Origin of the sequence: Rhodococcus sp. 4CII, from assembly GCF_014256275.1 — a bacterium.
GTDB classification, from domain to species: domain Bacteria; phylum Actinomycetota; class Actinomycetes; order Mycobacteriales; family Mycobacteriaceae; genus Rhodococcus_F; species Rhodococcus_F wratislaviensis_A.
In genome coordinates this window covers 236881-263569 of record NZ_JACCFE010000004.1, presented here as the reverse complement: position 1 = coordinate 263569, position 26689 = coordinate 236881, and the positions used below count along the sequence as shown (strand labels likewise).

General features: G+C 65.0%; 18 protein-coding genes and 7 pseudogenes. 12 read left to right on the top strand and 13 right to left on the bottom strand.

What is annotated here, in order from left to right:
- Positions 1 to 194: 194 nt before the first annotated feature.
- Positions 195 to 617 (top strand): pyridoxamine 5'-phosphate oxidase family protein, encoded by a 423-nt coding sequence (locus tag H0B43_RS39535; protein ID WP_005563156.1) that lies wholly within the window; start codon positions 195 to 197, stop codon positions 615 to 617.
- Positions 618 to 887: 270 nt separating this feature from the next.
- Here H0B43_RS39535 and hadA read toward each other — a convergent pair whose 3' ends face one another.
- Complete coding sequence (gene hadA / locus H0B43_RS39530) at positions 888 to 1403, bottom strand: (3R)-hydroxyacyl-ACP dehydratase subunit HadA (RefSeq protein WP_005566907.1); 516 nt, start codon at positions 1401 to 1403, stop codon at positions 888 to 890.
- 174 nt (positions 1404 to 1577) lie between these two features.
- On the opposite strand from hadA, the pseudogene H0B43_RS39525 reads away from it, so the two are divergent.
- Positions 1578 to 1746, top strand: a pseudogene (locus H0B43_RS39525) (TetR/AcrR family transcriptional regulator); the annotation flags it as partial.
- A 304-nt stretch (positions 1747 to 2050) separates the two neighbouring features.
- On the opposite strand, the gene phoU reads toward H0B43_RS39525, so the two are convergent.
- The 5 genes and pseudogenes from phoU to H0B43_RS39500 all read right to left on the bottom strand — a co-directional run bounded on the left by phoU (position 2051) and on the right by H0B43_RS39500 (position 7525).
- Positions 2051 to 2698, bottom strand: coding sequence for a phosphate signaling complex protein PhoU (gene phoU / locus H0B43_RS39520; protein ID WP_005566906.1), 648 nt, complete (start codon positions 2696 to 2698; stop codon positions 2051 to 2053).
- Positions 2699 to 3333: 635 nt separating this feature from the next.
- Entirely contained in the window at positions 3334 to 3987 is a 654-nt protein-coding gene (locus H0B43_RS39515) for a DUF2267 domain-containing protein (protein WP_005566905.1), read from the bottom strand.
- 484 nt (positions 3988 to 4471) lie between these two features.
- Positions 4472 to 5134: pseudogene (locus H0B43_RS39510) on the bottom strand (ISAzo13 family transposase); the annotation flags it as partial.
- Between the two features lie 647 nt (positions 5135 to 5781).
- On the bottom strand, positions 5782 to 6387 hold the full coding sequence (locus tag H0B43_RS39505) for an ISAzo13 family transposase (RefSeq protein ID WP_185723527.1): 606 nt from the start codon (positions 6385 to 6387) through the stop codon (positions 5782 to 5784).
- 434 nt (positions 6388 to 6821) lie between these two features.
- Positions 6822 to 7525 (bottom strand): annotated as a pseudogene (locus H0B43_RS39500) (IS6 family transposase).
- 993 nt (positions 7526 to 8518) lie between these two features.
- On the opposite strand from H0B43_RS39500, the gene H0B43_RS39495 reads away from it, so the two are divergent.
- Together H0B43_RS39495 and H0B43_RS39490 are read left to right on the top strand one after the other, a co-directional pair.
- Positions 8519 to 8692: a hypothetical protein gene (locus H0B43_RS39495; RefSeq protein ID WP_185723526.1), complete on the top strand. Its 174-nt coding sequence runs from the start codon at positions 8519 to 8521 to the stop codon at positions 8690 to 8692.
- A 102-nt stretch (positions 8693 to 8794) separates the two neighbouring features.
- Positions 8795 to 9064, top strand: a complete 270-nt coding sequence (locus H0B43_RS39490) for a hypothetical protein (protein WP_005571513.1) — start codon at positions 8795 to 8797, stop codon at positions 9062 to 9064.
- A 268-nt stretch (positions 9065 to 9332) separates the two neighbouring features.
- On the opposite strand, the gene H0B43_RS39485 is transcribed toward H0B43_RS39490, so the two are convergent.
- The gene (locus tag H0B43_RS39485; protein ID WP_082320747.1) at positions 9333 to 9539 is read right to left on the bottom strand and encodes a hypothetical protein; all 207 of its coding nucleotides are present in this window, start codon (positions 9537 to 9539) and stop codon (positions 9333 to 9335) included.
- Positions 9540 to 10046: 507 nt separating this feature from the next.
- Here H0B43_RS39485 and H0B43_RS39480 point away from each other — a divergent pair.
- From H0B43_RS39480 to H0B43_RS39470, 3 genes are all read left to right on the top strand, one after another.
- Positions 10047 to 10412 (top strand): hypothetical protein, encoded by a 366-nt coding sequence (locus H0B43_RS39480; RefSeq protein WP_005571516.1) that lies wholly within the window; start codon positions 10047 to 10049, stop codon positions 10410 to 10412.
- A 68-nt stretch (positions 10413 to 10480) separates the two neighbouring features.
- The gene (locus H0B43_RS39475) at positions 10481 to 10648 is read left to right on the top strand and encodes a hypothetical protein (protein ID WP_185723525.1); all 168 of its coding nucleotides are present in this window, start codon (positions 10481 to 10483) and stop codon (positions 10646 to 10648) included.
- Between the two features lie 1099 nt (positions 10649 to 11747).
- The gene (locus H0B43_RS39470; protein WP_052023917.1) at positions 11748 to 13517 is read left to right on the top strand and encodes a transposase; all 1770 of its coding nucleotides are present in this window, start codon (positions 11748 to 11750) and stop codon (positions 13515 to 13517) included.
- Between the two features lie 478 nt (positions 13518 to 13995).
- Here the strand turns inward: H0B43_RS39470 and H0B43_RS39465 are convergent, their stop codons facing one another.
- Positions 13996 to 15612 carry an IS1634 family transposase gene (locus H0B43_RS39465; RefSeq protein ID WP_043786706.1) on the bottom strand — a complete coding sequence of 539 codons (1617 nt, stop codon included), beginning with the start codon at positions 15610 to 15612 and terminating at the stop codon, positions 13996 to 13998.
- A 527-nt stretch (positions 15613 to 16139) separates the two neighbouring features.
- On the opposite strand from H0B43_RS39465, the gene H0B43_RS39460 reads away from it, so the two are divergent.
- Entirely contained in the window at positions 16140 to 16412 is a 273-nt protein-coding gene (locus H0B43_RS39460) for a DUF4242 domain-containing protein (protein WP_005560266.1), read from the top strand.
- Between the two features lie 766 nt (positions 16413 to 17178).
- On the opposite strand, the gene H0B43_RS39455 is transcribed toward H0B43_RS39460, so the two are convergent.
- Together H0B43_RS39455 and H0B43_RS39450 are read right to left on the bottom strand one after the other, a co-directional pair.
- Entirely contained in the window at positions 17179 to 17508 is a 330-nt protein-coding gene (locus tag H0B43_RS39455; RefSeq protein WP_005560265.1) for a helix-turn-helix transcriptional regulator, read from the bottom strand.
- Between the two features lie 494 nt (positions 17509 to 18002).
- Positions 18003 to 18365, bottom strand: coding sequence for a hypothetical protein (locus tag H0B43_RS39450; protein WP_005560263.1), 363 nt, complete (start codon positions 18363 to 18365; stop codon positions 18003 to 18005).
- A 338-nt stretch (positions 18366 to 18703) separates the two neighbouring features.
- Here H0B43_RS39450 and H0B43_RS39445 point away from each other — a divergent pair.
- The 4 pseudogenes from H0B43_RS39445 to H0B43_RS39430 form a co-directional block, all read left to right on the top strand.
- Positions 18704 to 19474, top strand: a pseudogene (locus H0B43_RS39445) (IS256 family transposase); the annotation flags it as partial.
- 64 nt (positions 19475 to 19538) lie between these two features.
- Positions 19539 to 20114 (top strand): annotated as a pseudogene (locus H0B43_RS39440) (ISAzo13 family transposase); the annotation flags it as partial.
- Between the two features lie 669 nt (positions 20115 to 20783).
- Positions 20784 to 21822: pseudogene (locus H0B43_RS39435) on the top strand (hypothetical protein); the annotation flags it as partial.
- A gap of 7 nt (positions 21823 to 21829) precedes the next feature.
- Positions 21830 to 22306 (top strand): annotated as a pseudogene (locus H0B43_RS39430) (IS256 family transposase); the annotation flags it as partial.
- 1153 nt (positions 22307 to 23459) lie between these two features.
- Here the strand turns inward: H0B43_RS39430 and H0B43_RS39425 are convergent.
- The 3 genes from H0B43_RS39425 to H0B43_RS39415 form a co-directional block, all read right to left on the bottom strand.
- Positions 23460 to 23627, bottom strand: a complete 168-nt coding sequence (locus tag H0B43_RS39425) for a hypothetical protein (RefSeq protein ID WP_185723524.1) — start codon at positions 23625 to 23627, stop codon at positions 23460 to 23462.
- A gap of 72 nt (positions 23628 to 23699) precedes the next feature.
- Complete coding sequence (gene groL, locus H0B43_RS39420) at positions 23700 to 25301, bottom strand: chaperonin GroEL (protein ID WP_043789197.1); 1602 nt, start codon at positions 25299 to 25301, stop codon at positions 23700 to 23702.
- A 274-nt stretch (positions 25302 to 25575) separates the two neighbouring features.
- Entirely contained in the window at positions 25576 to 26685 is a 1110-nt protein-coding gene (locus H0B43_RS39415) for an NDMA-dependent alcohol dehydrogenase (protein ID WP_005572954.1), read from the bottom strand.
- Between the last annotated feature and the right edge of the window lie 4 nt (positions 26686 to 26689).

Here is a 26689-nt window from a genome sequence, read left to right as displayed (position 1 = left end):
ACAGGTGTCCCGGCGGAAATCCAGTGCCGAACGAGTCACACCGGACACAAAAGCCCCGGCGGTACCAGCACATGGGGGTGTGGTCATCGTCCAGTTCGGGAACTGGCTTGCCGAAGTGACCTTGTCCTCTGTTTCAACACCCCGGGGTGAGTTGATTTTTGTAGTGGTCGGGCAGTCGAGCTGAGGAGACCCTCATGGCCACGACAGCCCCGGATTCGGCGCTCCCTGTGGCCGAGTGCATTCGCTTGCTGCGGTCCGTTCCGGTCGGTCGAATGGTCTTCACCGACAACGCGCTGCCGGCGCTGCGTCCGGTGACCTTCGCCGCCATCGGGGGCGACGTCGTCATCCCCACCGACGACGAGACGTTCGAACGCTTCGACGGGGAGTTCCTCGCGTTCGAAGCAGGGGACATCGATCTGATCACCCGAACCGGATGGAGCGTGACTGCCATGGGAAAAGCCACATACGTGTCCTTCGCGGAAACCATGGCCAGATTCCACGACCAGAGCGCGGTCCCGTGGTCGACCCATCCCGGGGACTACCACCTCATCCTCGACATGGAATACGTGAGCGGCCGACGCGTCACGCTGATACGCCGTCCCGGTGACAACCGATGAAGGTGTGTGACCAGATGCAGGAAACCACCGGATTCGCGTGGCACGGGCTCGTCGAGACACACGACCCTCCGGATTCCTCATGCCCAACCGGTGCGCGAATATCCGCTGACCGGTCCTCGATCCGTTACACCCTGTTCGTCGGCTCTCCCCCTGACAACAACCGTCGCAAGACAGTCCCGCATACGACAACGCCACGGCATGCACACGCGGAGCTGCACAAGCAGGTCACCGACCCGAACGAGCGCGCCAGAACTCAGCCACGCGGCTGGTCTATCTACGCCCGGTCGTGCGCGCTTGGGTCACCGACCCGGGTAGTTTCGGCGCGTACGCCACCAGCGTTGTCCACATCGTCTGCACCGGTGCGTCGTTCTGATCCCTGATGATCGTCTTCATCACGAGGAAGTCGCTGCCCGCCGCCCGCCGGAACGAGTCCAAGAACACGTCACAGTACAGCCGGTCGCCGACCTCGATGGGCCGGTGAAACTGCACGCGTTGATCGGTATGCAGTAGCTCGCTCGGGTCGTACCCGGTCACGACCTCGTCGAACATGCATTGCTGGGCGATCATGGCCACGATGGAGCCGAAGGTCAGCGGGGCGATCGCCCCGTCATAGCCCAGGGCTCGGGCGGCGTCGTCGCTCTGATGAGCAGGGTGACGATCCCACAACGACGTGGCGAACTCGCACACCTTGTCCCGGCCGACCTCGTAGAAGTCGGTAACCCGGTGGTGGTGACCGACCAGACTCGCGGTGCGCTCGGCCCTGGTGTCGTCGAGGGATGTGCCCACAGGCGGAGAACTTACCCCGTCGGGTGTTCCTCCGCTCGCCGTCGGGCGCTGCTCCTGCACGGCTGGCGTGTCGAGACGTGGCGGACGGCAACGGATCCCAGCACTCCGACGGACCGACGGATACGTTCTCGCCCGTGTAGTCGGACGGAGACGAAGGGTACGCGTTCAGTGGCCGCACACCGGGCGGGGGTCATCTCGGGCACACCCCGTCGACCAGGTCGCACGCTTCGCTCTGCCTGCACTCGACGGACTGGTGCTGCGCTGGGTCGTCGAGCGCGACGACGACGCCGCCCTCGACGACCTGATCCAGATCATCGTCACGAAGGCACCCGAGGTTCGCTGACCGCAGCCACGATCTGGGCTACATGTGCCGCCAGGTTGTCGGCTGTGCTCCGGAGAACCAGCGGTTCTCGCAACACGCTTGGTTTTGTCAGCAGCAGCCTGGTGGACGGTCACAGAGGGTGCCCCGCCAGCGAAACGGGGGGTCATCGGAGGCGGGGGGCCGGATGCACCCTGTCTTCGATGGGGGAAACGAAGTGAAGTGCACACTCCCGGGTGGTCCCGGGGAGTGGAGCGGCGACAGACCTCATCCGATGATCAGCCGCGCGCGGCCACAGCACCGGCCAGGGTCTTCCGTCAGCGGGAAACTACTGGGGGAGCTGTTCTCCGGTCACGAGGAAGATCACCCTCCGTCCGACCTCGACTGTGTGGTCGCCGAAGCGTTCGTAGAAGCGGGCGAGCAGGGTCATGTCGACGGCCTCCGGGATGTTGCCCGTCCAGTCCGGGTCTTGGATCAGGTCGAGCAGTTGACGGTTGAGGGCATCGAGTTCGTCGTCTCGTCTGGCGAGTTCGGCGGCCTGCTCGGGATCTCGGGTACGGAGGACCCGTTCGGCAACCCCGGCAGACTCGGCCGCGGACAGGCCCATCTGGGCGAGGAGCTGTTCGGCCTCCCCGGAGGCGACGTGCTCGGGGTGGCGGCGGCGCACGCTTTCGGCCACATGTTGCGCCAGCCCACCCATCCGGCTCAGATCCGACACCAGATACACCCCCGTGAGGACCTGGCGTAGGTCCCGCGCGACCGGTGCCTGCAGCGCCAGCAGCGCCATCGCCTGCTCCTCGGCCGGCACGCGCAGTTCCTCGATCTGTTCGTTGAGATCGAATACCCGCTCGGCCAGCGGAAGGTCGGCGCCTACCAGGGCCTCGGTGGCCACCGCGATGGCCTCACCCGCCAGGTGACACATCCTCGCCAACCGGTCGGTCAGCTCGTCGAGCTGCTCGTGAAACTTCATCCGCATACGCATCATCGTCATCCATCCCGCCGGTGCCCGCTTCGCGGGCCCGCCATCCGCGGCCGCTCGGCGGAAAGGGTGGTTAGACAGTTGGCGTCACGACCGATCGTCGTACCGCCCAACAGCGGTTGTTCTCATCGCTACCCACTCAACTGCGAAGTCCGACCAGCAAGTCGTCCCCGCCTGGGCCGATCAGTGTGGCGAGCGTCGGGACCAGAGGCGCAGGCATGATGGGGCGCAGCGTGAGCCTGAGGAACAGATGGTGGTGGTGTGCGAGGTGTTGATCGGGTGGGCCACTTCCCCGTGTTCCTGATGCATCGTCGTCATCGCCACATCGAGTGCACTCGACAGCGCGTCCTGCACCGTGGTCGCAGTTGCCCAGACCCAGACGGCGGCGGGTCTCCTCACATCCGCCGGCTGGAACAACGTCACCTCCCGACCGTGCGGCACTCTGCATGTCCACCGAAGTCTTCGTCTGAGCCGGGATCCTCGGGCGAATCCGATTTCGGACCGCGAACTGGTCATCTCGCGGTCCCAAACTCCTGGTCGCTGGGCATTGATCGCCGACCGCCGCCCTCGGGTCCTGCTCTTGGGGCTCGGCATCGCGCCGGTTCTCGCCGGCAGGCCGAGATTAGGCCGGGCTATCTCTTGGCCGTGCCCGCCACCATGAGGATTCGGTGCGCTTCCTGAGCCGCCCTTGCCGCCCGGCTACCGGCCGGTTCCTCCGTCGGGAGTTCTTCGAGGCCATGGGCCAATGCCGAAACCGCATCGGTCAGCGCCTGCAGCCTGTCCTCGAGGGCGTTCAGCCGGAGATGCTCGGCGGAGGATCGCGGCGCGGCGGCCGGAGTGGGGGTTCCGTTCACGAGTTCGCCGCGGAGCCCGGTCGGCATCTGCGCGAACACATGGTCGAGTTGCCCGGGCGAGAACAGCGCACCCAGCCCGGCGGAGATTGCACCGGCGGTGGCAGGGACGTCGGCCGGGCTGATGCCACCTTCGTAGGCGAACAGGGTGGTGAACCCGGTGGTGTCGTAACGGATGGGCACCTTGCTCGGTACCCAGCCCTCGAAATAGACCCCGCGCAGCAACTCGGGCAGCTGGGCGGCCAGATGCACCGCACTGTCCACGGTGAGTCGGTCGCGAACCAGATGCAACCATGCCCGCAGCACCCGGTAGGTGTAGTTGCGATCCTCGGTCCCGAGCCGCTCGGCGACAACCTTCAGCCACTCATGCGCCGTGTGCTGGGCGTGCGCGAGAGGGTCGTTTTGGTGCGTCATGAGGTCCTCCTGCAGTGTCATGCCTGTCTCCATAATGGTCCGCCCCGATGGCCGCCAACAGGGGGCGAATGACCTCCACTGCGGGGCAGTTTCCGGTTCGATCACATCGGGTGCGGTGAGCAGCCGTTGGACTCTCGAACATGCGAGCGGGTCCGCGGGGCCCTCAGGTGGCCGAGGGCCGGCCGAGTACTCGGTCCCCCCAGTCGGTGAGCGGGCTGGGGTCGGGCCAGATGATCGGATCGTCAGGTAGCGACGAGGATTCGCGCGGGTCCTCACCCTCGGAGTGTCGCTCCGGATTGTCGTCGACCAGGGAGCGCCGCACAGCCCCGCACCGGCCGGTCGGTCGGTCGGTGACCGGTCCGGGCGAGTCGTTCGCCGGAGCGGCGGCGGATCGGCAGGAGGGCACGGAATGCGGACCACGGGACGGACTTCGTCCTCGAGCACGAACGTCTGCTCCTTCGCTGCACCCATCTGCATCGGGATTAAGGGTCCGCGATGAAATAAGTTAGTCGGGTTCGGGCGTGTCGGGGTGTGGGTGGAGGGTGTAGTTCCATTCGCCGTGGAAGTCGTGGCGGGTGAGGATTCCGGTGTCGGCCAGGGATGCCATGTCGCGGTCGGGGATCTTGATGCCGGTGGGGTATTCGGTGGTGTCGAGTTCGGCGCGCACGGATAACCCGGTGCGGGTGGTGGTGGCGGCGATGGTGTTGACGATGACTTCGTGACTGGTCAGGGGGCGTCCGCGCCAGTTCATGGAGATGTGGGAGAACAAGCGGTGTTCGATTTTGTTCCATTTGCTGGTGCCCGGGGGCAGGTGGCAGACGGTGATCGTCAGCCCGGTGCGCGCGGCGAGGGCGGCCAGTTCGGTCTTCCATTGCCGGGTGCGGTATCCATTCGATCCGCCGCCGTCGGCGCAGATCAGCAGTCGGCCGGCCTGCGGGTAGGCATCGGTCCCGACCGCGTCCCACCAGCGGCCGATGGTGGACACCGCGAACGCCGCGGTGTCGTGGTCGGTGCCCACCGAGACCCATCCGGCGTCGGCGGCGACGTCGTAGACGCCGTACGGGTTGGCTTTGCCGAGGGCGGGATCGATGAAGTCGTGGACCTTGACCTTCTCGGGCTGCCCGGCCGGGGACCATTCCCGTCCACCGTTCTTGTATGGCCCGACCAATGAGGTAGGCCGTCGGGCGTGGTGCCAGCGCAGCTGGACCCGACCCGACGACCCCCTCCCGAACCGGACGTGCTCGCTTTCCGAGCATCACGGCTCTCCAGTGACTGCAGGACACCCAGCACCGTTTCGGCTTCTCGCATCACGCGTACCTCCCGGCCCTCGGGTATCCGATCACCTGGCCCACTTGGCCCTGTGGACGGCTTTCCCGTCCTCCTCGGTGGGGCGTTACTCCCACGACTACTACTGAGCCTCTGTCGCCATAGGGCACATGGCGCGTGCCCGTTAGGCGATCCCACGTTCGTCCTTGCCATACGTCATAGAGCGATTTAGGTGCCCCGTTCATCCCCTTGAATTCCCTCATTGGGAATCGCTCCGCACCACGGAGGCTGTATCGGATAAGAGCTGACTCCGATACACGATGCGGCGCCGGTTTCAGGTACATTTCCGACGGACGAAAAGTTGCGTCTTCTGGGGATTGGGGTTCAGGCAGTTTCGCTTTCACCATGTCGCTCGGGTCCCGCAGCACCCCGCTCCTGATACCTGGACACGGTCGCTGCTTCAATGGCATGCTACGGTTCCCTTCACCTTTCGGATCCAGGTAAGCCATCAGACCCAGGAATATTTCCTCCGAATTCCTCCCAGCTGAACTAGGAATATGACAAGGCGCCTCGTGGCGCACGCTCTTTCTTCTTGGTGTCCACGCTGATCACCGGATCCGACGAGGCCATGTGCTCCTCGGTCCGATCGTGCAGATAGCGGAACTGGGCATCGCGGTCGGGGTGCTGGCCGCCCTCGGCGGTCTTGGCGTTGGCCTGCAGACTGTAGCCGAGTTCCTTCAGCAGCCGTCGGACCACGAAATCGCTGACCTGAAAACCCTTCTCGGTCAAAGCGCGCGCGAGTGTGCGGGTGGATTTACAGGTCCATCGCAGCGGTGACTCCGGGTCCCCTCGCGTGTCGGGATCGATCAGCGCCTCGAGTGCGGCCACGAGTTCGGGCTCGTGCGTTTCGGCGCGTTTACGTCCGCCACCGGGTTTACGTGAACGTTCTACCGGCGCTTCGGATATCGATTCGGCTTCGGTGCGTCCCCGGCGCACGGTGTCGGCGGCCACGCCCGTCGCGGCGGCCACGATGGCCACCCCGCCGGGGCCGAGTTGTGCCGCCTCGGTCCCCAGCCACAACCGGCGCTGCCGCTCCGTCAAATGCGCACGCATCGCCTCGAAACGCCGGCCCAGAGTGTCCACCGCATCCGCCACAGCACAACGATAGCCTCACCACACTCGAAAACGAAGTTAATTCATCGCGATCTCTAACGATCACGGAGCCAGTGGTCGTCATTCGAAGCGACGCTCAACACCTGAATCGACCGGCGGGAACCACCGCACACCCGGAGGGAGAGTGGCCGTTTGGGGCAGCGGGTGGTTGCGGCCGCGGAGGTCGCGTACGTGGGGCCGTGTCCGGAGTGCGGGCGAGCATGGTGGTCCAGGTGGTCTGCATGCCGGTGCCGTGCAGGTCGGCGATGACGTTCTTGATCACGATGACGTCTTGTCCGTGGCTGCGGCGGAACGAATCGACGTAGATGTCGCAGATCAGGCGGTCCCCCACCGTGAGGCGTTTTCACGTTACTCGATAGGTTCAGTGGCACAGCGTGTCCGGATGCGATCTGAGAAGCGTTGTCGCCGGTCCCTATTCAGGCAGCGACGGTGCTCCCGGTGGACTCGTGCCAGACCGCGAAGCGGTCGGCCATCACCTGTCGGGAGTCGCTGGCGGAGAGCCCATGCCGGCGGGGTCGAGGAGATGACGCCGAACGCGGATAGGAACCGCTGTGCGTGCGCTGGTGATGTGAACCGTCGCATCGCCCGCTCCCGCTGTCGGGTCGGCTGATGGGAGTTCTCCGCCCGGTTGTTGAGGTACCTCGAGCGGCGATGCTCGACCGACGGCATGAGCTCGCGGTGCGCGATCTGGTAGCTGGCCAACTTGTCGGTGATCAGCACCCGCGGCGCGTACCGCAGCCCCTTGAGCAGCTTCCGGAAGAACCGCGTGGCGGCCTCAGCGTTTCTCCGGGACTGCACCAGCACGTCGAGGACGATGCCGTCCTGGTCGACGGCCCGCCACAGGTACTGCCGACGACCGTTGATCGTCAAGATCACCTCAAGATGCCACTTGTCGCCGGGGCGCGCGCGTCGGCGGCGCAGCCGGTTTGCGTAGGCCTGGCAGCCGAACTTGGCGCACCAGCGCCGAACCGTCTCAATAGGACACGACGACACCGCGTTCGAGCATCAGTTCCTCGATGTCGCGGAGGCTGAGCGTGACCCTGAAGTTCAACCACACACAGTGGTCGATGATTTCGCTCGGATAGCGGGGGCCCTTGCAGGACGGTTCTGTGAAGCTCACGACCAGGATCCTCCCATCCACCCTCAGCAGCTCGTCAACGTGACAATGCCTCCCCGAAAGACATCGTCGACGCCACTCCCCCACCCCACGCCGCGCCCGCGCGCATGAACGCCTCGCACGCCACCGCGCCCGAAACCAACAGCCCAACGCCTCAACCCATCCCAGGTCACAGGCGCGGACACAGCTGGTGTACCTCGCCGCCATACGCATCTGCCAGTTCACACACACATCGAGACCCACATGCTCGACGAGATGCTTCCGGGCACAGAACAACCGGCACCTGGCGCTGGCTCGGCACGCCACAACGAGAAACGCCGCAAGAATCAGAGGTAGCGGCCACGTCGGCGGCTGGCTCACCAGATGGCGAGCTGCCCCGAGTCGTGCGGTCGCGGTGTGGTCGGCGCGGTGTCCCTGCGGCCCGCGCTCGCTAGTTCAGGCCCGAGTTCGACCGACTTGATGGCGAAGCCGCGCCGCGCGAGTTCGACGGTGGCCGTGCCCGTGCTCCTCCGATCTCCAGTAACGCCTCACCTGGGCGCAGTCCGGTCGTAAGAACGAATTCGTCGTAGAGCGCCGACGGAGAGCGAGGCCGAGCGTCGTGGTACCGCTCGGCGGCGGCGTCGAAGATGTTCCGAAGCTTGCGACGATCAGATGATATGTACTCGATCATCACCGCTCCTTTGGCCGATCAATCCAGCACTAGAGTCACCCGCGTTTCGTTCTCCCATCGCCTACTCCGCGATGGACGGCAGCACGATGCCCATCCCCAACGGGGCATCCGGCACCGAAACTCGGAATCTATCAGCGGACCGCCCAACGGGACGGCGCTGGTCAGGAAGTGTTCAGGCGCAGCACTTCTGACCACTCGCCGATCAGAAGGCCGCTGCACTAGGCGGGAAACGCTGACGAAACCGTGCAGTCCGCTCCTCAAACCGACATGCACTTCGGCGGATCCTCGGCGCGACGAACTTCGGACGGGAGCGGATAGTGGAGGCCATGCCTGACAACCGCCGTGTCGCCGGACTGGAGAAATGGACTACGGAACGGCTCGAGGAGTTCCTGGAGGAGCTCGAGCGTGACGGCGTGCCACACGCCGATTCGGGAAGACCCTCACTCACCTACGACACGGTTCGTGCCGAACTCGCTCGTAAGCGATCCGAGCAGCTCTAGGCTCAGAAACGGTCCGTGCCGGAAAAAGTCCAGGCGAGACATCTATCGTGTCGGACCGCCAGGGAAGGATGAGGAGATGTTGGACAACGAGGGGACCGGCCAGTGACCGCGGCCGCCGACCTAGACGAGCAGTTGGGCACCGCACGGGACACCCTCCACGCGCTTCGCCGTATCGTGCTCGACCTCGCCCGCGGGTATCAGGCGCTCACCGCCGTAGACTTGGATACCGACAAACTCGGGCACCCGATCACCGCTGCGGAGGCACTCAACGCCGCGCGCGATGCCCTGGCAGATGTGGAGCGGGCCCTGGTAATGGCCGACGACGCGGCCGACATTGCCCAGCGGTACACCTCGAGGCTGAAGGAACGCTGATCGGGCAGTGATAGCCGCCCGCCTGGGCCGTGCACGGTCATGCGAACCTATACGGTGGTTCTATTTCGGTCGACTTCCGCCCCACTCAAGTGTGAGTCCCGGATTCTGCACGTCATGGTCGGTCATTGAGTAGATGACCTTTGCTCGCCCGCCCGCACTGCCGCTGCACCATCGCCGGGCGCCGCCTATCTGTGCCTGACGACGTCCGACGGTTGCGTGAGGTGGTGACACGGCTTCGGTGCCGAGCGCGAGGATCCTCCCGCGGATGTCATCGTGCGGTGTCTGCAATGAACCGTGCAACCCGCGGCGGCAGTCTGCGGCCCTCCTCACCAGTCGGGGACTCGAGCGGCAGCAGGCCCAACTGTTCGAGACGGGGGACGAGCTCACGTGGCACCGGCCCGTCAGGGTCGGCCCGCAGTCGGTCCTGCTGCTCAGCGGTCAGAAGTCGCCAGCGGTGGTCGAGGTCCGCGGTCATGGCGATGATGCTACCGTCGCCGCGCGCAACGCACGGAACCACCGAGCGCGGGAAAACGGCGGCGGCGGCGCTGCACCTCGCCGGTGATGGTTCGCTGCGCCCTCGCAATTCACCGATTTCCCCACGGCTCCTGAAAATTCGGAGCCGAAAGCCTCGCTCCGGGGGTCGGCGTCACCAAACGCGGGTTCCACGGCACTTCGCCGACCCGACACGCTGCTGAACGACATGCTCGACAGCTGAAACGCGACAGCACCGGCCAGGGACGTCACCGAGTCGAGCGTGAGGGTGGCAATGCACAGACGAGTACCCGGCACGCGGGCCTGCCCGGTAGTGGTCGGCGCCCGGGCCGATTTGCGGCTCCGGTGAACCCGCACCAAAGGGTCGAATCCTGCCACGGGCACAATAAAATGGCAGGTCAGAGTCGATATTTCGTAGTTTCTAACCTGACTTGCCCGTTGAATTGTCGGTGATCCCCGCGCTCCGGGCGCCCGGAGGAGAATCAAGGCCATGAGCACCCAGGACGATGACCACGCGATCCGCGACGGCGTGAACCGTGTTCCCCCGCCACCCGACAGTGTCATCGAGCGCGTCACCCCCGTACTCCGCGCCGCTCTTGTCCGGGCCGAAACCCGACTGTCAGGGCGATGCGCCGCGAAGACTGCGCCCGTCGAACTGCACGACGCAGCCATCAAGGCGGTGAAGCTCGCGCATGCAAACCTGAGCACTTTCCTTGCGGCCGACACGGCGCATCCCGACAGTCCCACCTCGCAGATCGACTACTACCGCTTCGCCTACGCACTGATCGATCGGATCGCCGAGGCACGCAAGGCCGGTGTCGACGTCAGGCTCGACAAGCTCGAGATCCGGCGCTGACGTCAATTCAGATCAAATCAACGTCGGCACGGGTGGGGCAACCCACAGTGCAGAGGTGGTGATCGGGGGTGATCCATCAAGAGATCCGGGAGTGGGTCGCCGAGTTGATGCAACTCGACATCGCGACGGCCAGCCCCGGAGAGTTGGCCAAGCTCGACGCCGTGACCGCGCCGGCCGAAGGACAGTATGTGCAGCAGCTGCTGAGCCTCCACGAATTCAGGCCGCTGGTGGGCTGACCGGGGCTAGAACGCCAGAGCTCCGACCTGCGATAAGTCAGTGGGGGCGGGTCGTCCACTCAGAGCGTGGATCGCGCCGCCGCCTGCTCTGTGGTGACGAGGCCGGCTCACGTGCATGCGTGCGCACTACGCCAGCGAACTACGGCCGTCCCGGTCATCACCCTCGAGCAGCATCCGGCGAAGCAAAGGGAGGACGCCGAGGAGCGTCCAGGATGGCACGCCGGGGAGGAGCGACTGCGGCACCGCCACAGATGTCGTGACAGCAAAGGTCGTCTATCTCGTTGATCGCCACAACCAGGGGCCGACCAAGTAAACCCTGTGTTTCGGCCTTCCCACTCCCCCACACCTGCCGCTAACCTGTGCACCGGGTCAGCGCGTCGAGGGTGCCGACCGCCCGGGTGGGGCACTGAACTGCCGTGCAGCATCAGGGCGTTTCGGCGGCGCTGACCCGCCTCAAACTCTGATCTCGGCCGCCGGCGCGCATTTCCCTCACCCCCGCAATGTAAAACGCCGTGGCGGAACGCGCTGCAGATCCTTAAGGACCATCAGCGCGTCAGGACAGATCGACGACTTTCAGATGTCCCTGTTTCAGATCCCCCAAGCCAGCGACTTCAACGTTGGGGATCGGAACGGTGATGTTCAGTCGTTCACCACTGTGGAGATGCGAGTCCGCAGCAACCTGCCTTAACCCAGCCTTAACCCCAAAGCTGCGGCTAGACGGCGGGCACCTCCTCGACACCCTCGGCGAGGCGAGCCGTCCGATGGAAACATCCCAAATCAATGAACTGTATTCGGGAATAGCCCGCCACCTCCACTGTGCCGCTGCGAAGCCTGCCCCAGCCGACCACCAAAGCCGTCGTCGGCGTGTGTGACAGATGGTTAGAACACGCCGATCGGGCAGGTATGTCACTACCCGAAGCGGCGGTCCGCGCGAGCGTTAGCGTGCGTACCGTAAGACCTAGTCCGAAGTTACGGCGAGTCTGAGTGCCGGGTTCGCCTCTGATCTGCCCGTTCTCGGGTTCGGAGCTCTTCGAATGTAGTCAGAATTGTTGGCGTGTCGCGGCGACTGATCGTCGTGAATTGCAGTACCGTGACAGGTATGGCAAAGCGTGGGGACGCGGTCCATGTGGTCAGAGTGCGGAAGTCGCATGTGGACAAACAGGGGCAACACCGCGACTACGAGTCCGCCTATCTGCGGCGGACGTTCCGCGAGGGCACCCGGGTGCGCAACGAGACCGTGGCAAACCTGTCCACGCTGCCCGCGCACGTGATCGACTGGGTCGAGGCCGGGCTGAAGGGGCAGACGCTGGTGCCGGCAGACACCGCGGCCACGGTGCTCCGCTCGGTGTCGCACGGACACGTGGCCGCGGTCTGGGCCCAGGCCAAGGCTCTGGGCCTGCCGGCCCTGCTCGGCCCGGCCGGCCGGCAGCGGGATCTGGCGATGGCGCTGATCCTCGCCCGGGCGGTGGCCCCGGCCTCGAAACTGGCGACCGCCTCCTGGTGGGCCGACACCACCCTCGGGGTGGACCTCGAGGTCGCCGGGGCGGGCACCGACGAGATCTACGCGGCGATGGACTGGCTGGTGGGTCGCCAGGACCGCATCGAAAAACAGCTCGCCGGAAAGCATCTGGACCCGAAGGTGAATCCCTCGCGGATCGCGATGTTCGACCTGTCCTCCTCCTGGGTGACCGGCCGGCACTGCGACCTGGCCGCCCGCGGCTACTCCCGCGACGGGAAGAAGGGCTGCGAGCAGATCGAATACGGGCTGCTCACCGACCCCGAGGGCCGTCCGGTCGCGGTCCGGGTGTTTCCCGGCAACACCGCCGACCCGGCCGCCTTCACCCACGCCGTGACCGCGGTCAAGGACACCTTCGGGCTGGAGAACATGCTGATGGTCGGCGACCGCGGCATGATCACCGCCGCCCGCATCACCGCCCTCAAAGAACTCGGCGGACTCGGGTGGCTGACCGCGCTGCGGGCCCCGCAGATCGCCGCCCTCGCCGCCGACGACGGGCCGCTGCAGATGTCGCTGTTCGACACCCAGAACTTCGCCGAGATCACCCACCCGGACTACCCCGGGGAACGGTTGATCGTGTGCCGCAACCCGGCGCTGGCCGACGAGCGGGCCCGCAAACGCGGCGAACTGCTCGATGCCACCGAGGTCGCGTTGGCCCCGATCCGTGCCGCGGTGACCGCGGGCCGGTTGTCCGGGGCCGGGGCCGGGAAGATCGGCCTACGGGTCGGCCGGGTGCTGGGAAAATACAAGGTGGGCAAACACTTCCACCTCGACATCGCCGACACCTCGCTGACGGTGACCCGGGACCGGGAGCGGATCGACGCCGAGGCCGCCCTCGACGGCATCTACACCCTGCGCACCACCGCCAGCGCCGACGAGCTCGGCACCGCCGCCGTGATCGACGCCTACAAGAACCTCTCCCGGGTCGAACGCGACTTCCGGTCCCTCAAGGCCATCGACCTCGACCTGCGCCCGATCCACCACCGACTCACCGACCGGGTGAAGGGTCACGTGCTGATCTGCATGCTCGCCGCCCACCTCACCTGGCACCTGCGCCGGGCGTGGGCGCCGCTGACCTACACCGACGAGAACCCGCCGCACCGCGAGGATCCCGTCGCACCGGCGGCCCGCTCGGCCGCCGCCAACAGCAAGGCGGCCCGCAAGACCACCACCGACGGTGACCTACCGGCCCGCTCCTACCAAGCCCTGCTGGCCCACCTGGCCACCCTGACCCGCAACGACCTCCAATACGGCGAGGTCGGACCGATCGTGGCGACCCTGGCCGTCCCCACCCCGACCCAACGACGCGCGTTCGAACTCCTCGACACCGCCATCCCCCTGGCGGTCAGGTAGCCAGAACAACCACAACCGAAACCAACGAACCCCCAGCTCAACTGGGGGTTCGCTCGTCCACCTGACCGTAACTTCGGCCTAGTCAACAGCCTCGAGGAGTCATCGATGGGTACTACGGAATTGAGCGGACCTCCCCCCGCCGGACAAGCCGACCTCAGCTCACTCCTCGATCTGGCGGACCTTCCAGGTGTGAGGGAAATCCAGGCCTCCGCGGACTCCCTCCGCATCGCGTACCCGGACACTGATTTCGTCATCAAACTGGCATACCGTACTCCCCGATCATCTTTCTCGACTGACTGGGAAGTTACCGTCCGTGAAGCGAGTCCGGGCCTCGGTACCTGGTCAGGCCGGTGGCAACGAACGTTTGCCACGAACCACACGGACTTGGGTCCTCTCATCACCGAAGAAATCCGGGAGACTGCTTCTCATATTCGGAGAATGTTGGACCTGAGTTGGCTCATTTCGTTAGTGCGTGAACTCAGGGCTCCACAATCCGGTCGAGCAGGGCCTTCGTGTTGGCCTCGACGTCGGGTGGGAACGTGTGGCGAGTCCCGTTGATCGCGATGGTCGCCGACCGTAGTGGTCTCAGCAGTTTCACGACCTTCCCGATCGCGAATCCGCTACGTTCCTGCACCACCCGCGAGACCGCCAACGCCGTGAACACCACGGTCAGGTGCGCCTCGATCGCATCACGGGTCCGGTGGAAGATCGGCCGCGCCCGCAGATCCGTCTTCGACATCCGAAACGACTGCTCCACATGCCACAACTCGTGATACTTCCCGATCACCTCACCCGGATCCATCACCGACACAGGAAGATTCGTCACATAACCCTTCAAGCCCACGAGCATCCGCGCCCGCTCCAGCGAGGCCGTATCCAGCCGTCGGCCCTTCGCAGTCGCCTTGACGAACCGTGTCGACTTCGGGACGGTGTCACCGTCGACCACAGCACGAGCCCGCGCCTCCTGCGCGTTCAGGGTCTTCTCGTCACGAGCCGCCCGACTGCGCGAGTACTGCCACACCGCCCGCCACGCATTCGGATGCTCCGCCTGATTCCAGACGGGTTCGGCGCGTTTACGGGTGTTGTTCACCACCGAGCGACCATGCCGCGGCGTGATCGTGTCGATGATCTGCCCACCTTTGAAAACTGTACCGTTCCAATGGAAATGGGAACAGAGATCACCGGGCGCCTTCGTCACCCGTGACCCGACGATGAACTTCAGGCCCGCCCGATCCAACGCCGCCAGATTCGCCGCCGACAGCATCCCGGCGTCGGCGGCCACGACCATCTCGACGCCCTCGAGATCGTGGCGGGTCTGGAACTGGCGCACGATCGGCACAATCGTGTGGGTTTCAGCGGCGTTGCCTTCGTAGCATCCGATTTCGAGGGGGAAGCCGGTGCGGTCGACGAGCAACCCCACCACGATCTGCGGGTCGACCCGACGTTCCTTCGAGTACCCGACTTTGCGCAGGTCATCCTCTTTTTCGGCTTCGAAGTACAAGGTCGTCACATCGTAGAGCAACAGGCTCAGGCCGCCGGTTTCGGCAGCGTGGGCGAAGCACTGCTCGGCGATCTTGTCCCGGTACTCGCCGGTGATGACCTGCTTGAGGTGGCGTTTGATCGTGGCGTAGCTGGGCGGGTCGGCGCCGAGGTCGTGCAGGACCCGGCCGGCGTCGAGTTTCGAACCGGGTTCGACGATGCGGGCGATCACCAGATCGCGGAACACCTCATCGTCGACGATTCCGAAGCCGAGTTGCTCGTACACCTCGGTCATCACCTGGCGCAGCAGCACCGATCCGGTGGATTCGGTACGTCCCGGCGCATCGATCCTCGCGGGTTTCTCGGCGGGGTCAAGCAGTGTCTTCTGCCCGGTGGGCAGGGGTTTTTCGACCGGGATCTGGGGTGTGACACCCAGATCGAGAGCCTGCTGGTCGGGTTCGAGCCATGCCCGGGCGCGTTCGAGGAGCATCCCGAGTTCGAGGTCGGTGTGGGCGGAGCCGATGTGTGTGACGATCTCCTGCCGGCCGTTTGCGTATCGGGCGATCTGCACGGCCGTGGCCCCGGATTTGGTGCGCACCTTCCTGATAAACGCCACCCGCCGAGCCTAAACCGATGCGATTAGTGCGTGAAATCCGCCCGATCCGAATACAAGCAAGCAGGTCACAGGCGTGAGTACCCGTTCACCGCCGAAACGTGAGCCAACTCAGGTGGTCAGGCCGGTGGCAACGAACGTTTGCCACGAACCACACGGACTTGGGTCCTCTCATCACCGAAGAAATCCGGGAGACTGCTTCTCATATTCGGAGAATGTTGGATGATCACGCGCTGAACGAAGCCGGTCATCTGAGCTGAATGTCGGCCAAGCCAAGAGGCTCCATTCGTGGAGCATAGCCACCGCTGCAACGGAGGGACACAATAAGGTGTGGAATCTAGTCGCGATCTTCAATACTCGCACCGCAGATATCTAGCGAAATTTGAGCCGGCACCACTTGAGTACTTGCGCAGAATTACCGGCTTAATGGCGGCTAAATGGGGTAATCCACCCCAACCAATCGTCAGCCCGCCCCCCAATTGCCTCCGTGCTTCGCGTGGCGGTAATTCTTCAGAGTCGAGGAGTTACAAATGGACCGCTACGTAATCGAGCGCACTTTACCCGGCGCCGGTCAGCTTAGCGAGCAGGAGCTACACGATATCTCAGCAAGGTCGAACGAAGTGCTGTCTGAGCTGGGCGATAACGTGTGCTGGGTGCAGAGCTTCGTGACCGACGACAAGTTGTACTGCATTTACGACGCAACTGACCCCGCTCTGATCTTGCAGCATGCCGAGTTAGGCGGATTCCCGTGCGACTCTGTTAAACCTGTCAGCGTCGTAATTTCACCACAGAGCGGACGCTGACCCACGCCGAAGATTCTTTCATGCACACCTCGTTTATCCCAAAGGGTCTTTGAGATCTCTCTCAGGATGGCCTAAACCGACAGGGCGAGTCGCCGGTGGAGGATCTACTCGCAACCGTGATTCCGGCGGCCGGGAATTACCCGTCCGAGCGGCAAGCCGGATCGATTCCCGCCACGCGTGGAAGACGGTGATGCCAGGATGCACCGCAATTCCTAGTCGCGGTCGAGTGGCGTGATCAACAGTGCGGCTCGGCCGGGATTGAGATCTTTCGCCCACCTCAGTACGCCACCGCCAGCGAGAGTTGTCACTGCGCCGCAATTCGAGCAGCGCGGAATCGTCGCTGGCACCAAGCACGATGGCCCGTGCCACGTCTCTGTCAACGGCCAAGTTGATGCGGTCGGCACCATGTCACCGCGCGTCATTTCCTTTGCTGCCCTTGGGTTCTTCCACTTCTTAGGCAGCACGAGCGGGGTTGCCTTGGGCACGCGCAATCCAGGACGATCAGCGCCAGCCGCACCGGCCCGGCCGGAAGCGGGATAGAGCATCCAGTTCGGGTCCTCGATGCGTACGATCTGCAGGCAGCAGCGGCAGAGCCCGTCGTCATTGACGTGGTTGCGCTGTCTGCACCGCAGGCAATGCTCTCGTCGCAGAAAGGTTCGCCGCCACTTCGCGCAGGCAGAGCAGGCGGTGTATTGCCGTCGTTCGCCCCAGCCGAAGCAGATTGGGCACTGCACGATCGGCCAGTTCTTCCTACCCGACGCCATCGTCAGTTCGGTGGCAGAGATAGGCGGGCTCGGCCTCGCCTGGGCGTCGGCCGCACGGGCTCGTTCCCGCGGCCGACGGCTCGACGCGCATGGTGTTCGTGTTCGTCGGGGACAGCGAGGGGTTCGGCCTCCAGCAGATCGGCAACCGTGCCGTCCAATGCGGCGCAGATCCTGTCCAGGTCGTCGACGCGGACGGTGGTCGGTTTGCCGCTCCATGGTGCGGCGACCTTGCTCAGCGATCGCGTGAACCCCACGTTGGTGAAGGCGGCGAGGAGGTCGCTGGGCCGCCAGATATCGCGTTTGGCTGCGGCCCATCGCAGGTTCCCTTGCATCGCAGTTCCCCTTGTCCATGACGAGTCGTTGCAGCGCCCGCTCGGCTGCAGCCAGGCTGGCTGGCGGTTTCCGGGTCGGCGTGCGCGGCCAGATCGAAACCGTGGTCATCACGCGGTCGTGTCCCGGCAACTTCTTAACCTCCCACAGCGACATTCCGCGCTCGTAGTTTTGGTCGCGCAGGCATGCCGGAGCAAGTGGGGATGCAGCTCGGTGACCGGTCCGCTAAGGAATCGGTGACCCGCGTCCTTGAGGGCGCGCCGAAACGGCGACGGCGTCACCGCGATCGCCGGCGGATCCACGTTCAACGCACACACCGCCGACGGGATCCGTTCGGACGAGAACAGCGGCGCCTCCGGGTTGTCTGGGTCGCAAAATTCCGCGCGGACTTCTTCGACGTACCACCAGAGCAGCGCTCGGCCTTCCTCGAACAGATACCCCCGCGATGACGCGGCCCGGATCCGCGAGCTACCTTGCTGTGCAACAGGAATCGGCCTCACTGCCCGGATTCCCAGTGCACGTCGCCGATCCGCACCCCACAGAACTCGGCGGCACGAACACCGGAGAGGTAGGTGAGCTTGCCCATCACGTAGTGACGTCGAGCGATCACCGGCTTCCGGGCCTCGTTCAGCGATTCCCGCCAGCGGCCGAAGAATTCGCGCATGGCACGGTGCGACGGAAGTATGCGAAGTCCGTAGTCGCCGCGATGCCGCGGACGGTTGAACGGGTCGATCGGCGACTCGAACGCGACACCGAAGCGGCGGGCGATCTCGCCGGCGTATCGCTGTTCCAGGAACGCGAAGTAGTGGTCGATCAGGGTCATCTTGCGGCGCACCGTCGCCCGGCCGCGTTTGCCCACCTCGGCGAAATACTTGTCGACCTGACGCGGGGTCAGCTGCCACGGCCCCAGTCTGTAATGCCCGGCAGATCTCGATGATCGGCTTTGTCAACCCGTCCACGGTCGCCGGTGCCAGCCCGGCCGTGTCCCGTGGCCACTGGTACTCGGCAACAGTGTCGAGGAAGAAGCCCTACTTGCCCCCGCCCGACAAGGCCGGGGCGTTACGCCGCTGGTTGCGTCCATGACGATGGTGTACGAGCCGGATCAGGACGTCACCGGCGTGTCGTAGCCGGAAAGTAGGCGGTCATCGCGTGATTCTTCGAGAGAGCTACCAACTCGACTCGACGAAAGAGCACGCGATGACCACTGCCCACGATATCGACCTGCACCAGTTCTTGACCGATCGCCTCACCGACGCCAGCCCTGACCTGCTGCGGAGTTTGCTGTCCACGTTCATCGACGCGCTGATGGGCGCCGAGGCCGACACCCTGTGCGGCGCCGGCTACGGCGAGCGCTCCGAGGACCGCACCAACAGCCGCAACGGGTACCGACACCGCGACTTCGACACCCGCGCCGGCACTCTCGACGTCGCGATCCCCAAGCTGCGTCAGGGTTCGTATTTCCCAGAGTGGTTGCTGCAGCGCCGCAAACGTGCCGAACGTGCCCTGACCTCGGTGGTGGCCACTTGCTACCTGCTCGGAGTCTCCACCCGCCGGATGGAGAAGCTCGTCGATTCCCTCGGCATCACCTCGCTGTCGAAGTCGCAGGTCTCCGTCATGGCCAAGGACCTCGACGCCCAGGTGGAGGCGTTCCGCAGCCGACCCTTGGACGCCGGGCCGTACACGTTCGTCGCCGCCGACGCCCTCGTGTTGAAGGTCCGCGAGAACGGGCGGGTGGTCAACGTGCACGCCCTCGTGGCGGTCGGCGTCAATGCCGAGGGCTACCGCGAGATCCTGGGCCTGGAGGTGACCTCCAGCGAGGACGGCGCCGGCTGGTTGGCGTTCTTTCGGTCGCTGGTCGCCCGCGGTTTGTCCGGGGTGCGGTTGGTGACCTCCGACGCGCACGCCGGCCTCGTGTCGGCGATCGGCGCTACCCTGCCGGGAGCGGCATGGCAACGCTGCCGAACGCATTGTGACTGTAAGGTAATAACATGGTGTTTTGCGGTTTGAGTCGGGTCGGTGCGGTAGGGCGGTTGTGAGCGAGGTCGAGGACCGGTTGCGGGAGCGGTTCGAGGTCTTGTTGCCGCATCTGAACGAGCGGCAGCGGCGTTTGGCGTTGGCGGCGGAGGCCCGGTCGCTGGGGCATGGCGGGGTGCGGGCGGTGGCCCGGGCGGTCGGTGTCAGCGAGACCACGGTTCGCAGGGGCGTGTTCGAGTTGGAGGCCGGCGAGCAGCCGGCGCCGACGGGTCGGGTCCGCCGTCCGGGTGGGGGCCGCAAGGGTGCGGACGCGCTGAATCCGCAGCTGGTGCCTGCGTTGTTGGCGCTGGTCGAGCCGGATGAGCGTGGGGATCCGGAGTCTCCGTTGCGGTGGACGACCAAGTCGCTGCGACACCTGGCCGAGGAGCTGACCCGGAAGGGCCATCCGGTGTCCGCACCGACGGTGGGACGGTTGTTGCGGGACAACGGATTCAGTTTGCAGGCCAACGCCAAGACGTTGGAAGGCGAGCAGCACCCGGACCGGGACGTGCAGTTCCGCTACATCAACGAGCAGGTCAAGGCGCACCAGGACGCGGGCGAGCCGGTGATCAGCGTCGATTCGAAGAAGAAGGAACGTGCGCCACGAGGCGCCTTGTCATATTCCTAGTTCAGCTGGGAGGAATTCGGAGGAAATATTCCTGGGTCTGATGGCTTACCTGGATCCGAAAGGTGAAGGGAACCGTAGCATGCCATTGAAGCAGCGACCGTGTCCAGGTATCAGGAGCGGGGTGCTGCGGGACCCGAGCGACATGGTGAAAGCGAAACTGCCTGAACCCCAATCCCCAGAAGACGCAACTTTTCGTCCGTCGGAAATGTACCTGAAACCGGCGCCGCATCGTGTATCGGAGTCAGCTCTTATCCGATACAGCCTCCGTGGTGCGGAGCGATTCCCAATGAGGGAATTCAAGGGGATGAACGGGGCACCTAAATCGCTCTATGACGTATGGCAAGGACGAACGTGGGATCGCCTAACGGGCACGCGCCATGTGCCCTATGGCGACAGAGGCTCAGTAGTAGTCGTGGGAGTAACGCCCCACCGAGGAGGACGGGAAAGCCGTCCACAGGGCCAAGTGGGCCAGGTGATCGGATACCCGAGGGCCGGGAGGTACGCGTGATGCGAGAAGCCGAAACGGTGCTGGGTGTCCTGCAGTCACTGGAGAGCCGTGATGCTCGGAAAGCGAGCACGTCCGGTTCGGGAGGGGGTCGTCGGGTCGGGTCCAGCTGCGCTGGCACCACGCCCGACGGCCTACCTCATAACTCGGCCAGCTGCCCACCCCGGGGCGCGAGTGGCGCCCGCAGGGCGATCCGGTGCGGGTGGTCGATCACAGCTTCTTCACCGGACCGAATGCGGAACGGGCCATCCCGTACGGCGGAACTACACCATCGAACCCACTCACGTCGACGCCGCTCCGGTTCCCGGCCGGGACCGCGAAGGCGAGCGGGCCGCGGCCGTCGCGATGCTCGCCGACCCGCGCCTGACCGGCATGACTGGCGACGAGCTGGACGAACTCACCGCACGGCTGGCACCGGCCCAGGCCGCGCGCGCCGAGCAACGCCGCTGGCACCAACGCGGCGGCCGGCGCCGCAATGCTCCGGGTGCCGGCGGGCGACGGCTGCTGTCGGACGCCGCGGCCCTGCTGATCACCGTCGTGTATCTGCGGCAGGTCTGCCCTCAGCGGGTGCTCTCGGATCTGCTCGGGGTGAATCCGAACTCCATCGGCGAAATCATCGCCGAAACGCGGATGCTGCTCGACGAACACGGCCATCACGTCACCCCGACCATCGGGCTTCGCTTCAGCACCGCCGCAGACCTCGCGGGATTTCTCCGTGACGGCACGGCACCCGTCCCGACACCGAATCGGCCGCTCCCCGAGGCACTGTCGCATCCGGCTCTGACCGGCATGAGTCGCCGGCAACTGGGCGACCTCGTCGAACGTCTCGCCGTCCGGCAAGCCGCCATGGTCGAGCGACGCCGCTACGCCCAACGCGGCGGCGAACGCATGCCAGGGGGCCGCGGCGGAATCTTCCTCCAGAAGATCACCGATGCCGAACGCGTCCTGGCCACCGTTCTGCATATGCGCCAGCTCTGCAACCGCGCCGTCCTGGCCGAACTGTTCCAGGTCAGCCCTCGCACCATCGGCAATGCCCTGCTCGACGTGCGGCCACTGCTCGAACAGGACTTCTACACCCCGGCACCGGCAACCATCCGCTACCGCACCGCCGCCGCCCTCCTCGCTGCCATACCACCACGAGAGGGCGACACACCCGAATCGACACATTAATTCCTTACAGTCACATTATTCGACGAATCTCATGTCCCAGACCCCGAAGAACTCGTGGCCCTGGGTGCGAGCGCTCCTGCACTCGGTCTACGACCAACCAGACGCCGATTCTGTTCATGCTCAATATGATCGGGTGATTGATGCATTGTCGGAGAAGCTCCCGAGGATCGCCGATCACCTCGATACGGCCCGGGTGGATCTGCTCGCGTTCACCGCGTTTCCGAAGCAGATCTGGCGTCAGATCTGGTCCAACAATCCCCAGGAGAGACTCAACAAGGAGATCCGGCGGCGGACCGATGTCGTCGGGATCTTCCCCGACCGCACCGCCCTCATCCGGCTCGTCGGCGCAGTCCTCGCCGAACAGCACGACGAATGGATCGAAGCCCGCCGCTACCTCGGTCTCGACGTGCTGGCCCGCTCCCGCGGAACCCACACACCATCCGAACCCGCCGAGGAGGTGACACCGGCGGCCCTGACCGCATAACCACCAGCCGAGGAATCACACGACGACGTCGTACACCACCTCACGGGACTTGACCACGCCGCTCCAGCGTGTGAGGCGAGCTCAGGCTCGAGCATTCGCTCGAAGGGCGGTCCGCCGTCACTATTCGAAGCGGACGGGACGATTGAGAGCTCGCCTGTCCTCGACACCGCGCAGCGCCCGACCCGATCCCGACTTGCCCCGCCGTTTGGGGGGGTGTGAGATGACCCGTTCGGCCAGTGGCGAGGCGAGTGGGTTGTCACTAGATTTCTCGGGGGACCATCAGAGTCCGTGTTGCCGAGCTACCGGTGACACATCGAGGTCGAGGTGTATTGCTGGGGTGATGTGGTGTCCACCGTAGTGGTGAACTTTGTCGGTGTCCGGGCGTGCCCGGGGCGACGGCGCACAGCGGGCACCAACCTCGGCTGCGGTGTCACCGATATGAGGCGCCTCGAGCATGCGCACGCTGAGCATTGCGCGACCCAGGGTTTCGACCTTTTCTGCGCGCCGCCGCCGCATCGCGTCCTCTTCTCACAGAAGCGGACCGGAGCTGCGTGCCCTCCTCCGCGCCTCCGTTGGCGCTGCGATCGCGCACGGCACCAATCGCTGGCCCTTCACATGGGCGCCGCAAGGTGGAGATCAAACGCAGATGGCGCGGCCACGACCGCGCCGTCGCCCGCAGCGTCGAGCTTCGTGATCGTGACGACTCGATCGTTCGGGCGGTGGCGAGCCACCGGTATTGATGCGCGATGGATGATCCGATCGCGGTGGGTCTCTTTGCACAATGTGAACGAGTTGCTCTGGGATAGCCAACCGGATCATGGGTTCGGTGAAGGGCGAGAATACTCCTGAGGCCACCACGAACGCGGCGCTCTGCAAGCTCCTCTTTCAGTATTAGCAGTTTCGCTCCGATGAAAGGCGGTGGCCGAGCATGCTCGCGCCGGACGACTCGCGTCACGGAACCGTGAACGCCTACTGCAACCTCGCCTGTCGATGTTCATCATGTAGACGCGGGAACACGGTGAGCCAGCGCGCATACATCGCGGTGATCCGGGCGCACACCCGGATCGTCGGACAACACGGCACCTCATCTGCCTACAACTGCGGCTGCCGCTGTGGTCTGTGCACGACGGCCAACACCGAACAAAGCCAGGCGCTACCGCCGCACCCGTCTCGCCGAATCACCCTGGCGCACATAGCGTTTGCCTGGATTGTCGTGCAGGTGACCGTGATTGGTCACAGCTTGGGCCGTCGCCAGCGGGACAGCAAACAGACCGAGCCCGATGAGGAGTATCGCGGTGAGAGCGATCTTTCGAACGAGCATTCCTGGTCTCCTTGCCTGCGGTGCGGCGGTGGTGTCGTCGCGGCTTACCCGTCGGTGAAAACGGTCTCCCTGTCAGAGGGGAGGCATTTCCGAGAGCGGGATGTGGGGTTTGTCGGCGATGAGCACTTCGGCGGTCAGGAACATCGCCGCAATCGACGCCGCATTTTCCAGCGCTAATCGGGTTACCTTGACCGGGTCCATGATTCCGGCGGCGATCATGTCGCCGTACTGTCCGGTTGCGGCGTTCAAACCGTGCCCGAGCGGTAGGTGTCGGACCTTGTCGACCACGACCCCGCCTTCCAGGCCGGCGTTGACGGCGATCTGCCGCAACGGTGCGTCGAGAGCCACCCGCAGGACGTTGGCGCCGGTCGCATCGTCACCGGTGAGGTGCAATGCGTCGAACGCCGTGACGGCTGCCTGCAGCAAGGCGACGCCACCGCCGGCGACGATGCCTTCTTCCGCTGCCGCCCGCGCATTGCGTACGGCGTCCTCGAGCCGATGTTTGCGTTCCTTGAGTTCGATCTCGGTCGCGGCGCCGATCCGGATTACCGCTGCCGCCCCGCTGAGCTTGGCCAAACGCTCGCGGAGTTTGTCGGTGTCGTAATCCGCGGTCGATGCCTCGATTGCAGTGGTGATCTCCCTGACTCGTCCGGCGATCGCGGTGGCGTCGCCGGCGCCGCCGACGATCGAGGTGTCATGTTTGGTGATCAGCACCCGGCGGGCACTTCCGAGCAAATCGAGGCTCGCCGCCTCGAGGGTGACCCCGATAGCGTCGGATATCACCTGGCCGCCGGTGACGACGGCCATGTCGCGCAGCATCAACTCGCGTCGGTCCCCAAAACCGGGCGACTTCACGGCCGCTGAGGTGAACGTGGCTTTCACGTTGTTGACGACCAGGGACGCGAGAGCAGAGTCGGTGACGTCTTCGGCCACGACGACCAGCGGGCGACCGGTCTTCATCACCTTCTCCACAATGGGAGTCAGTTGCTTGATCGAGCTGATCACCGACGAGACGAACAGGATGTAGGGGTTGTCCAGGACGACCTCGAGCCGTTCGAAATCGGTCACGAAGTACGGACTGAGGTAGCCCTTGTCGAATCGCAAACCCTCCACCAGCTCGAGGGTGAGGCCGAAGGTGTCCGACGCCTCGACGGTGACGATGCCGTGCACGCCGACCTTGTCCAGCGCGTCGGCGACAATGGTGCCGATAGCGGGGTCACCGGAGGAGATCGTCGCGGTCGCGGCGATCTGTTCGGTGGTTTCGATCGGTCTGGCCGCGTCGTTGATCGCCCGGATTACCCCGACCAAACCTGCGTCGATCCCCCGCCGCATCGCCATAGGGTTCGCGCCGGCGGCGATGTTACGCAGACCCTCGTGCACCATCGCTTGAGCGAGCACGGTCGCGGTGGTCGTTCCGTCACCGGCCACGTCGTCGGTCTGCTTGGCGACCTCTTTGACGAGTTCGGCGCCCATCTTTTCGTAGGGGTCGTCGAGTTCGACACTGCGCGCGACGGTGACCCCATCGTTGGTCACGAGGGGTTTGGCGACGTCGCGGCCCAGCACCACATTGCGACCCTTGGGGCCCAGGGTGACCTTGACGGCATCGGCGAGCTTATCCACTCCCCGCTGCAGGGCACGGCGGGCGTCTTCGTCGAAGGCGATCATCTTGGCCACGTCGGCTGCACGCTCTTTCTGTCTCTCGGGTGAGTTCTTCACCACGGGGCCGCGACCGAGGACACCCGGTCGCGATACTCGTCCAACTGCTTCCAACGGCGTTCGGGCCTCGCGCCCCAAACCTGTTTACCGGCCACGCCGCCGCACCACGCCCGAGCGCCAAGGCCTCCGGGCGCAGTATCACCGCGCCGACCGACTGAAATCACTACCAAGCAGCCGTGGCTGCGCCGCGTGCGGAGGAGTCGCGTTGGCGCAGCCACGGGTCCCGATCACCTCACGCGTGGATAATCACGCCGCGGATGTTCTTACCGTCCCGCAGGTCCTGATAACCCTCGTTGACCTGGTCGAGGGTGTATCTGGTGGTGATCAGGTCGTCGAGGTTGAGCTTGCCGGCATCGTAGAGTCGCAGCAGCCGCACGATGTCGTACTGCGGGTTCGACGAGCCGAACAGGGTGCCCTTGATCGTCTTCTCGTTGAGGGTCAGATCGAGGCCCGAGACATGCACGGTGAGCTTCGCCGGATCCGCCAGCCCGGTGATCACCACGGTGCCACCCTTACCGATCACCGCGGTCGCCGCCGAGACCACGTCCTCGTCGACCGTGCCGACCAAGATCAGCGCCTGATCGGCGCCCTGCCCCCAGGTGATCTCCTTGACCTTTTCCGCAGCGCTGGCCGCGTCGGCGAAGGCGTGGGTGGCACCGAACTTCATCGCCGTGTCACGTTTGAATGCCACCGGGTCGACCACGACGACATACTTCGCGCCCGCGCTCACCGCACCCTGGACGGCGTTGATGCCGAGCCCACCGATGCCGTAGATGACGGTCGTGTCGCCGGGCCGCACACCGCCCGCATAAACCGAGGTGCCCCAGCCGGTCGGAACGCCGCAGCCGACGAGCACCGCAGTCTCGAGCGGCAACCAATCGTCGATCTTGACCACCGAGTGCTGGGAGATGGTGGCGCGTTCGGAGAAGGTGCCGAGCATGCACATCGCCCCGAAATCCAGACCGTTGCCGTGGAACCGGAAACTGCCGTCGCTCATACACCCTTCCAGGATGCTGGCGCCCATGTCACAGAGATTGGAGCGACCGGTGGCGCAGTACCGGCAGGTTCCGCAGTTCGGGATGAAGCTGCACACCACGTGATCACCTGGTTTGACCTTGGTGACACCGGGACCGACTTCTTCGATGATGCCCGATCCCTCGTGTCCACCGACGATCGGATAGCGCGGCGGCAGGTCACCGTCGGTCAGATGCAGGTCCGAGTGGCACAACCCGGCGGCGGTGTATTTGATCAACACTTCGCCGACGCCGGGACCGTCGAGGTCGAGTTCCATGATCTCGAATGGCTTTCCCGGCTCGAGTAGTACCGCAGCCTTGGTCTTCATTGAA

Bases quoted from the DNA above. Each gene is read 5' to 3' on its own strand.
- H0B43_RS39535 (WP_005563156.1), top strand. From the start codon at position 195: ATGGCCACGACAGCCCCGGATTCGGCGCTCCCTGTGGCCGAGTGCATT.
- phoU (WP_005566906.1), bottom strand. From the start codon at position 2,698: ATGCGGATGAAGTTTCACGAGCAGCTCGACGAGCTGACCGACCGGTTG.
- H0B43_RS39515 (WP_005566905.1), bottom strand. From the start codon at position 3,987: ATGACACTGCAGGAGGACCTCATGACGCACCAAAACGACCCTCTCGCG.
- H0B43_RS39495 (WP_185723526.1), top strand. From the start codon at position 8,519: ATGCCTGACAACCGCCGTGTCGCCGGACTGGAGAAATGGACTACGGAA.
- H0B43_RS39485 (WP_082320747.1), bottom strand. From the start codon at position 9,539: ATGACCGCGGACCTCGACCACCGCTGGCGACTTCTGACCGCTGAGCAG.
- H0B43_RS39480 (WP_005571516.1), top strand. From the start codon at position 10,047: ATGAGCACCCAGGACGATGACCACGCGATCCGCGACGGCGTGAACCGT.
- H0B43_RS39470 (WP_052023917.1), top strand. From the start codon at position 11,748: ATGGCAAAGCGTGGGGACGCGGTCCATGTGGTCAGAGTGCGGAAGTCG.
- H0B43_RS39460 (WP_005560266.1), top strand. From the start codon at position 16,140: ATGGACCGCTACGTAATCGAGCGCACTTTACCCGGCGCCGGTCAGCTT.
- H0B43_RS39455 (WP_005560265.1), bottom strand. From the start codon at position 17,508: ATGCAAGGGAACCTGCGATGGGCCGCAGCCAAACGCGATATCTGGCGG.
- H0B43_RS39425 (WP_185723524.1), bottom strand. From the start codon at position 23,627: ATGCTCGTTCGAAAGATCGCTCTCACCGCGATACTCCTCATCGGGCTC.
- H0B43_RS39415 (WP_005572954.1), bottom strand. From the start codon at position 26,685: ATGAAGACCAAGGCTGCGGTACTACTCGAGCCGGGAAAGCCATTCGAG.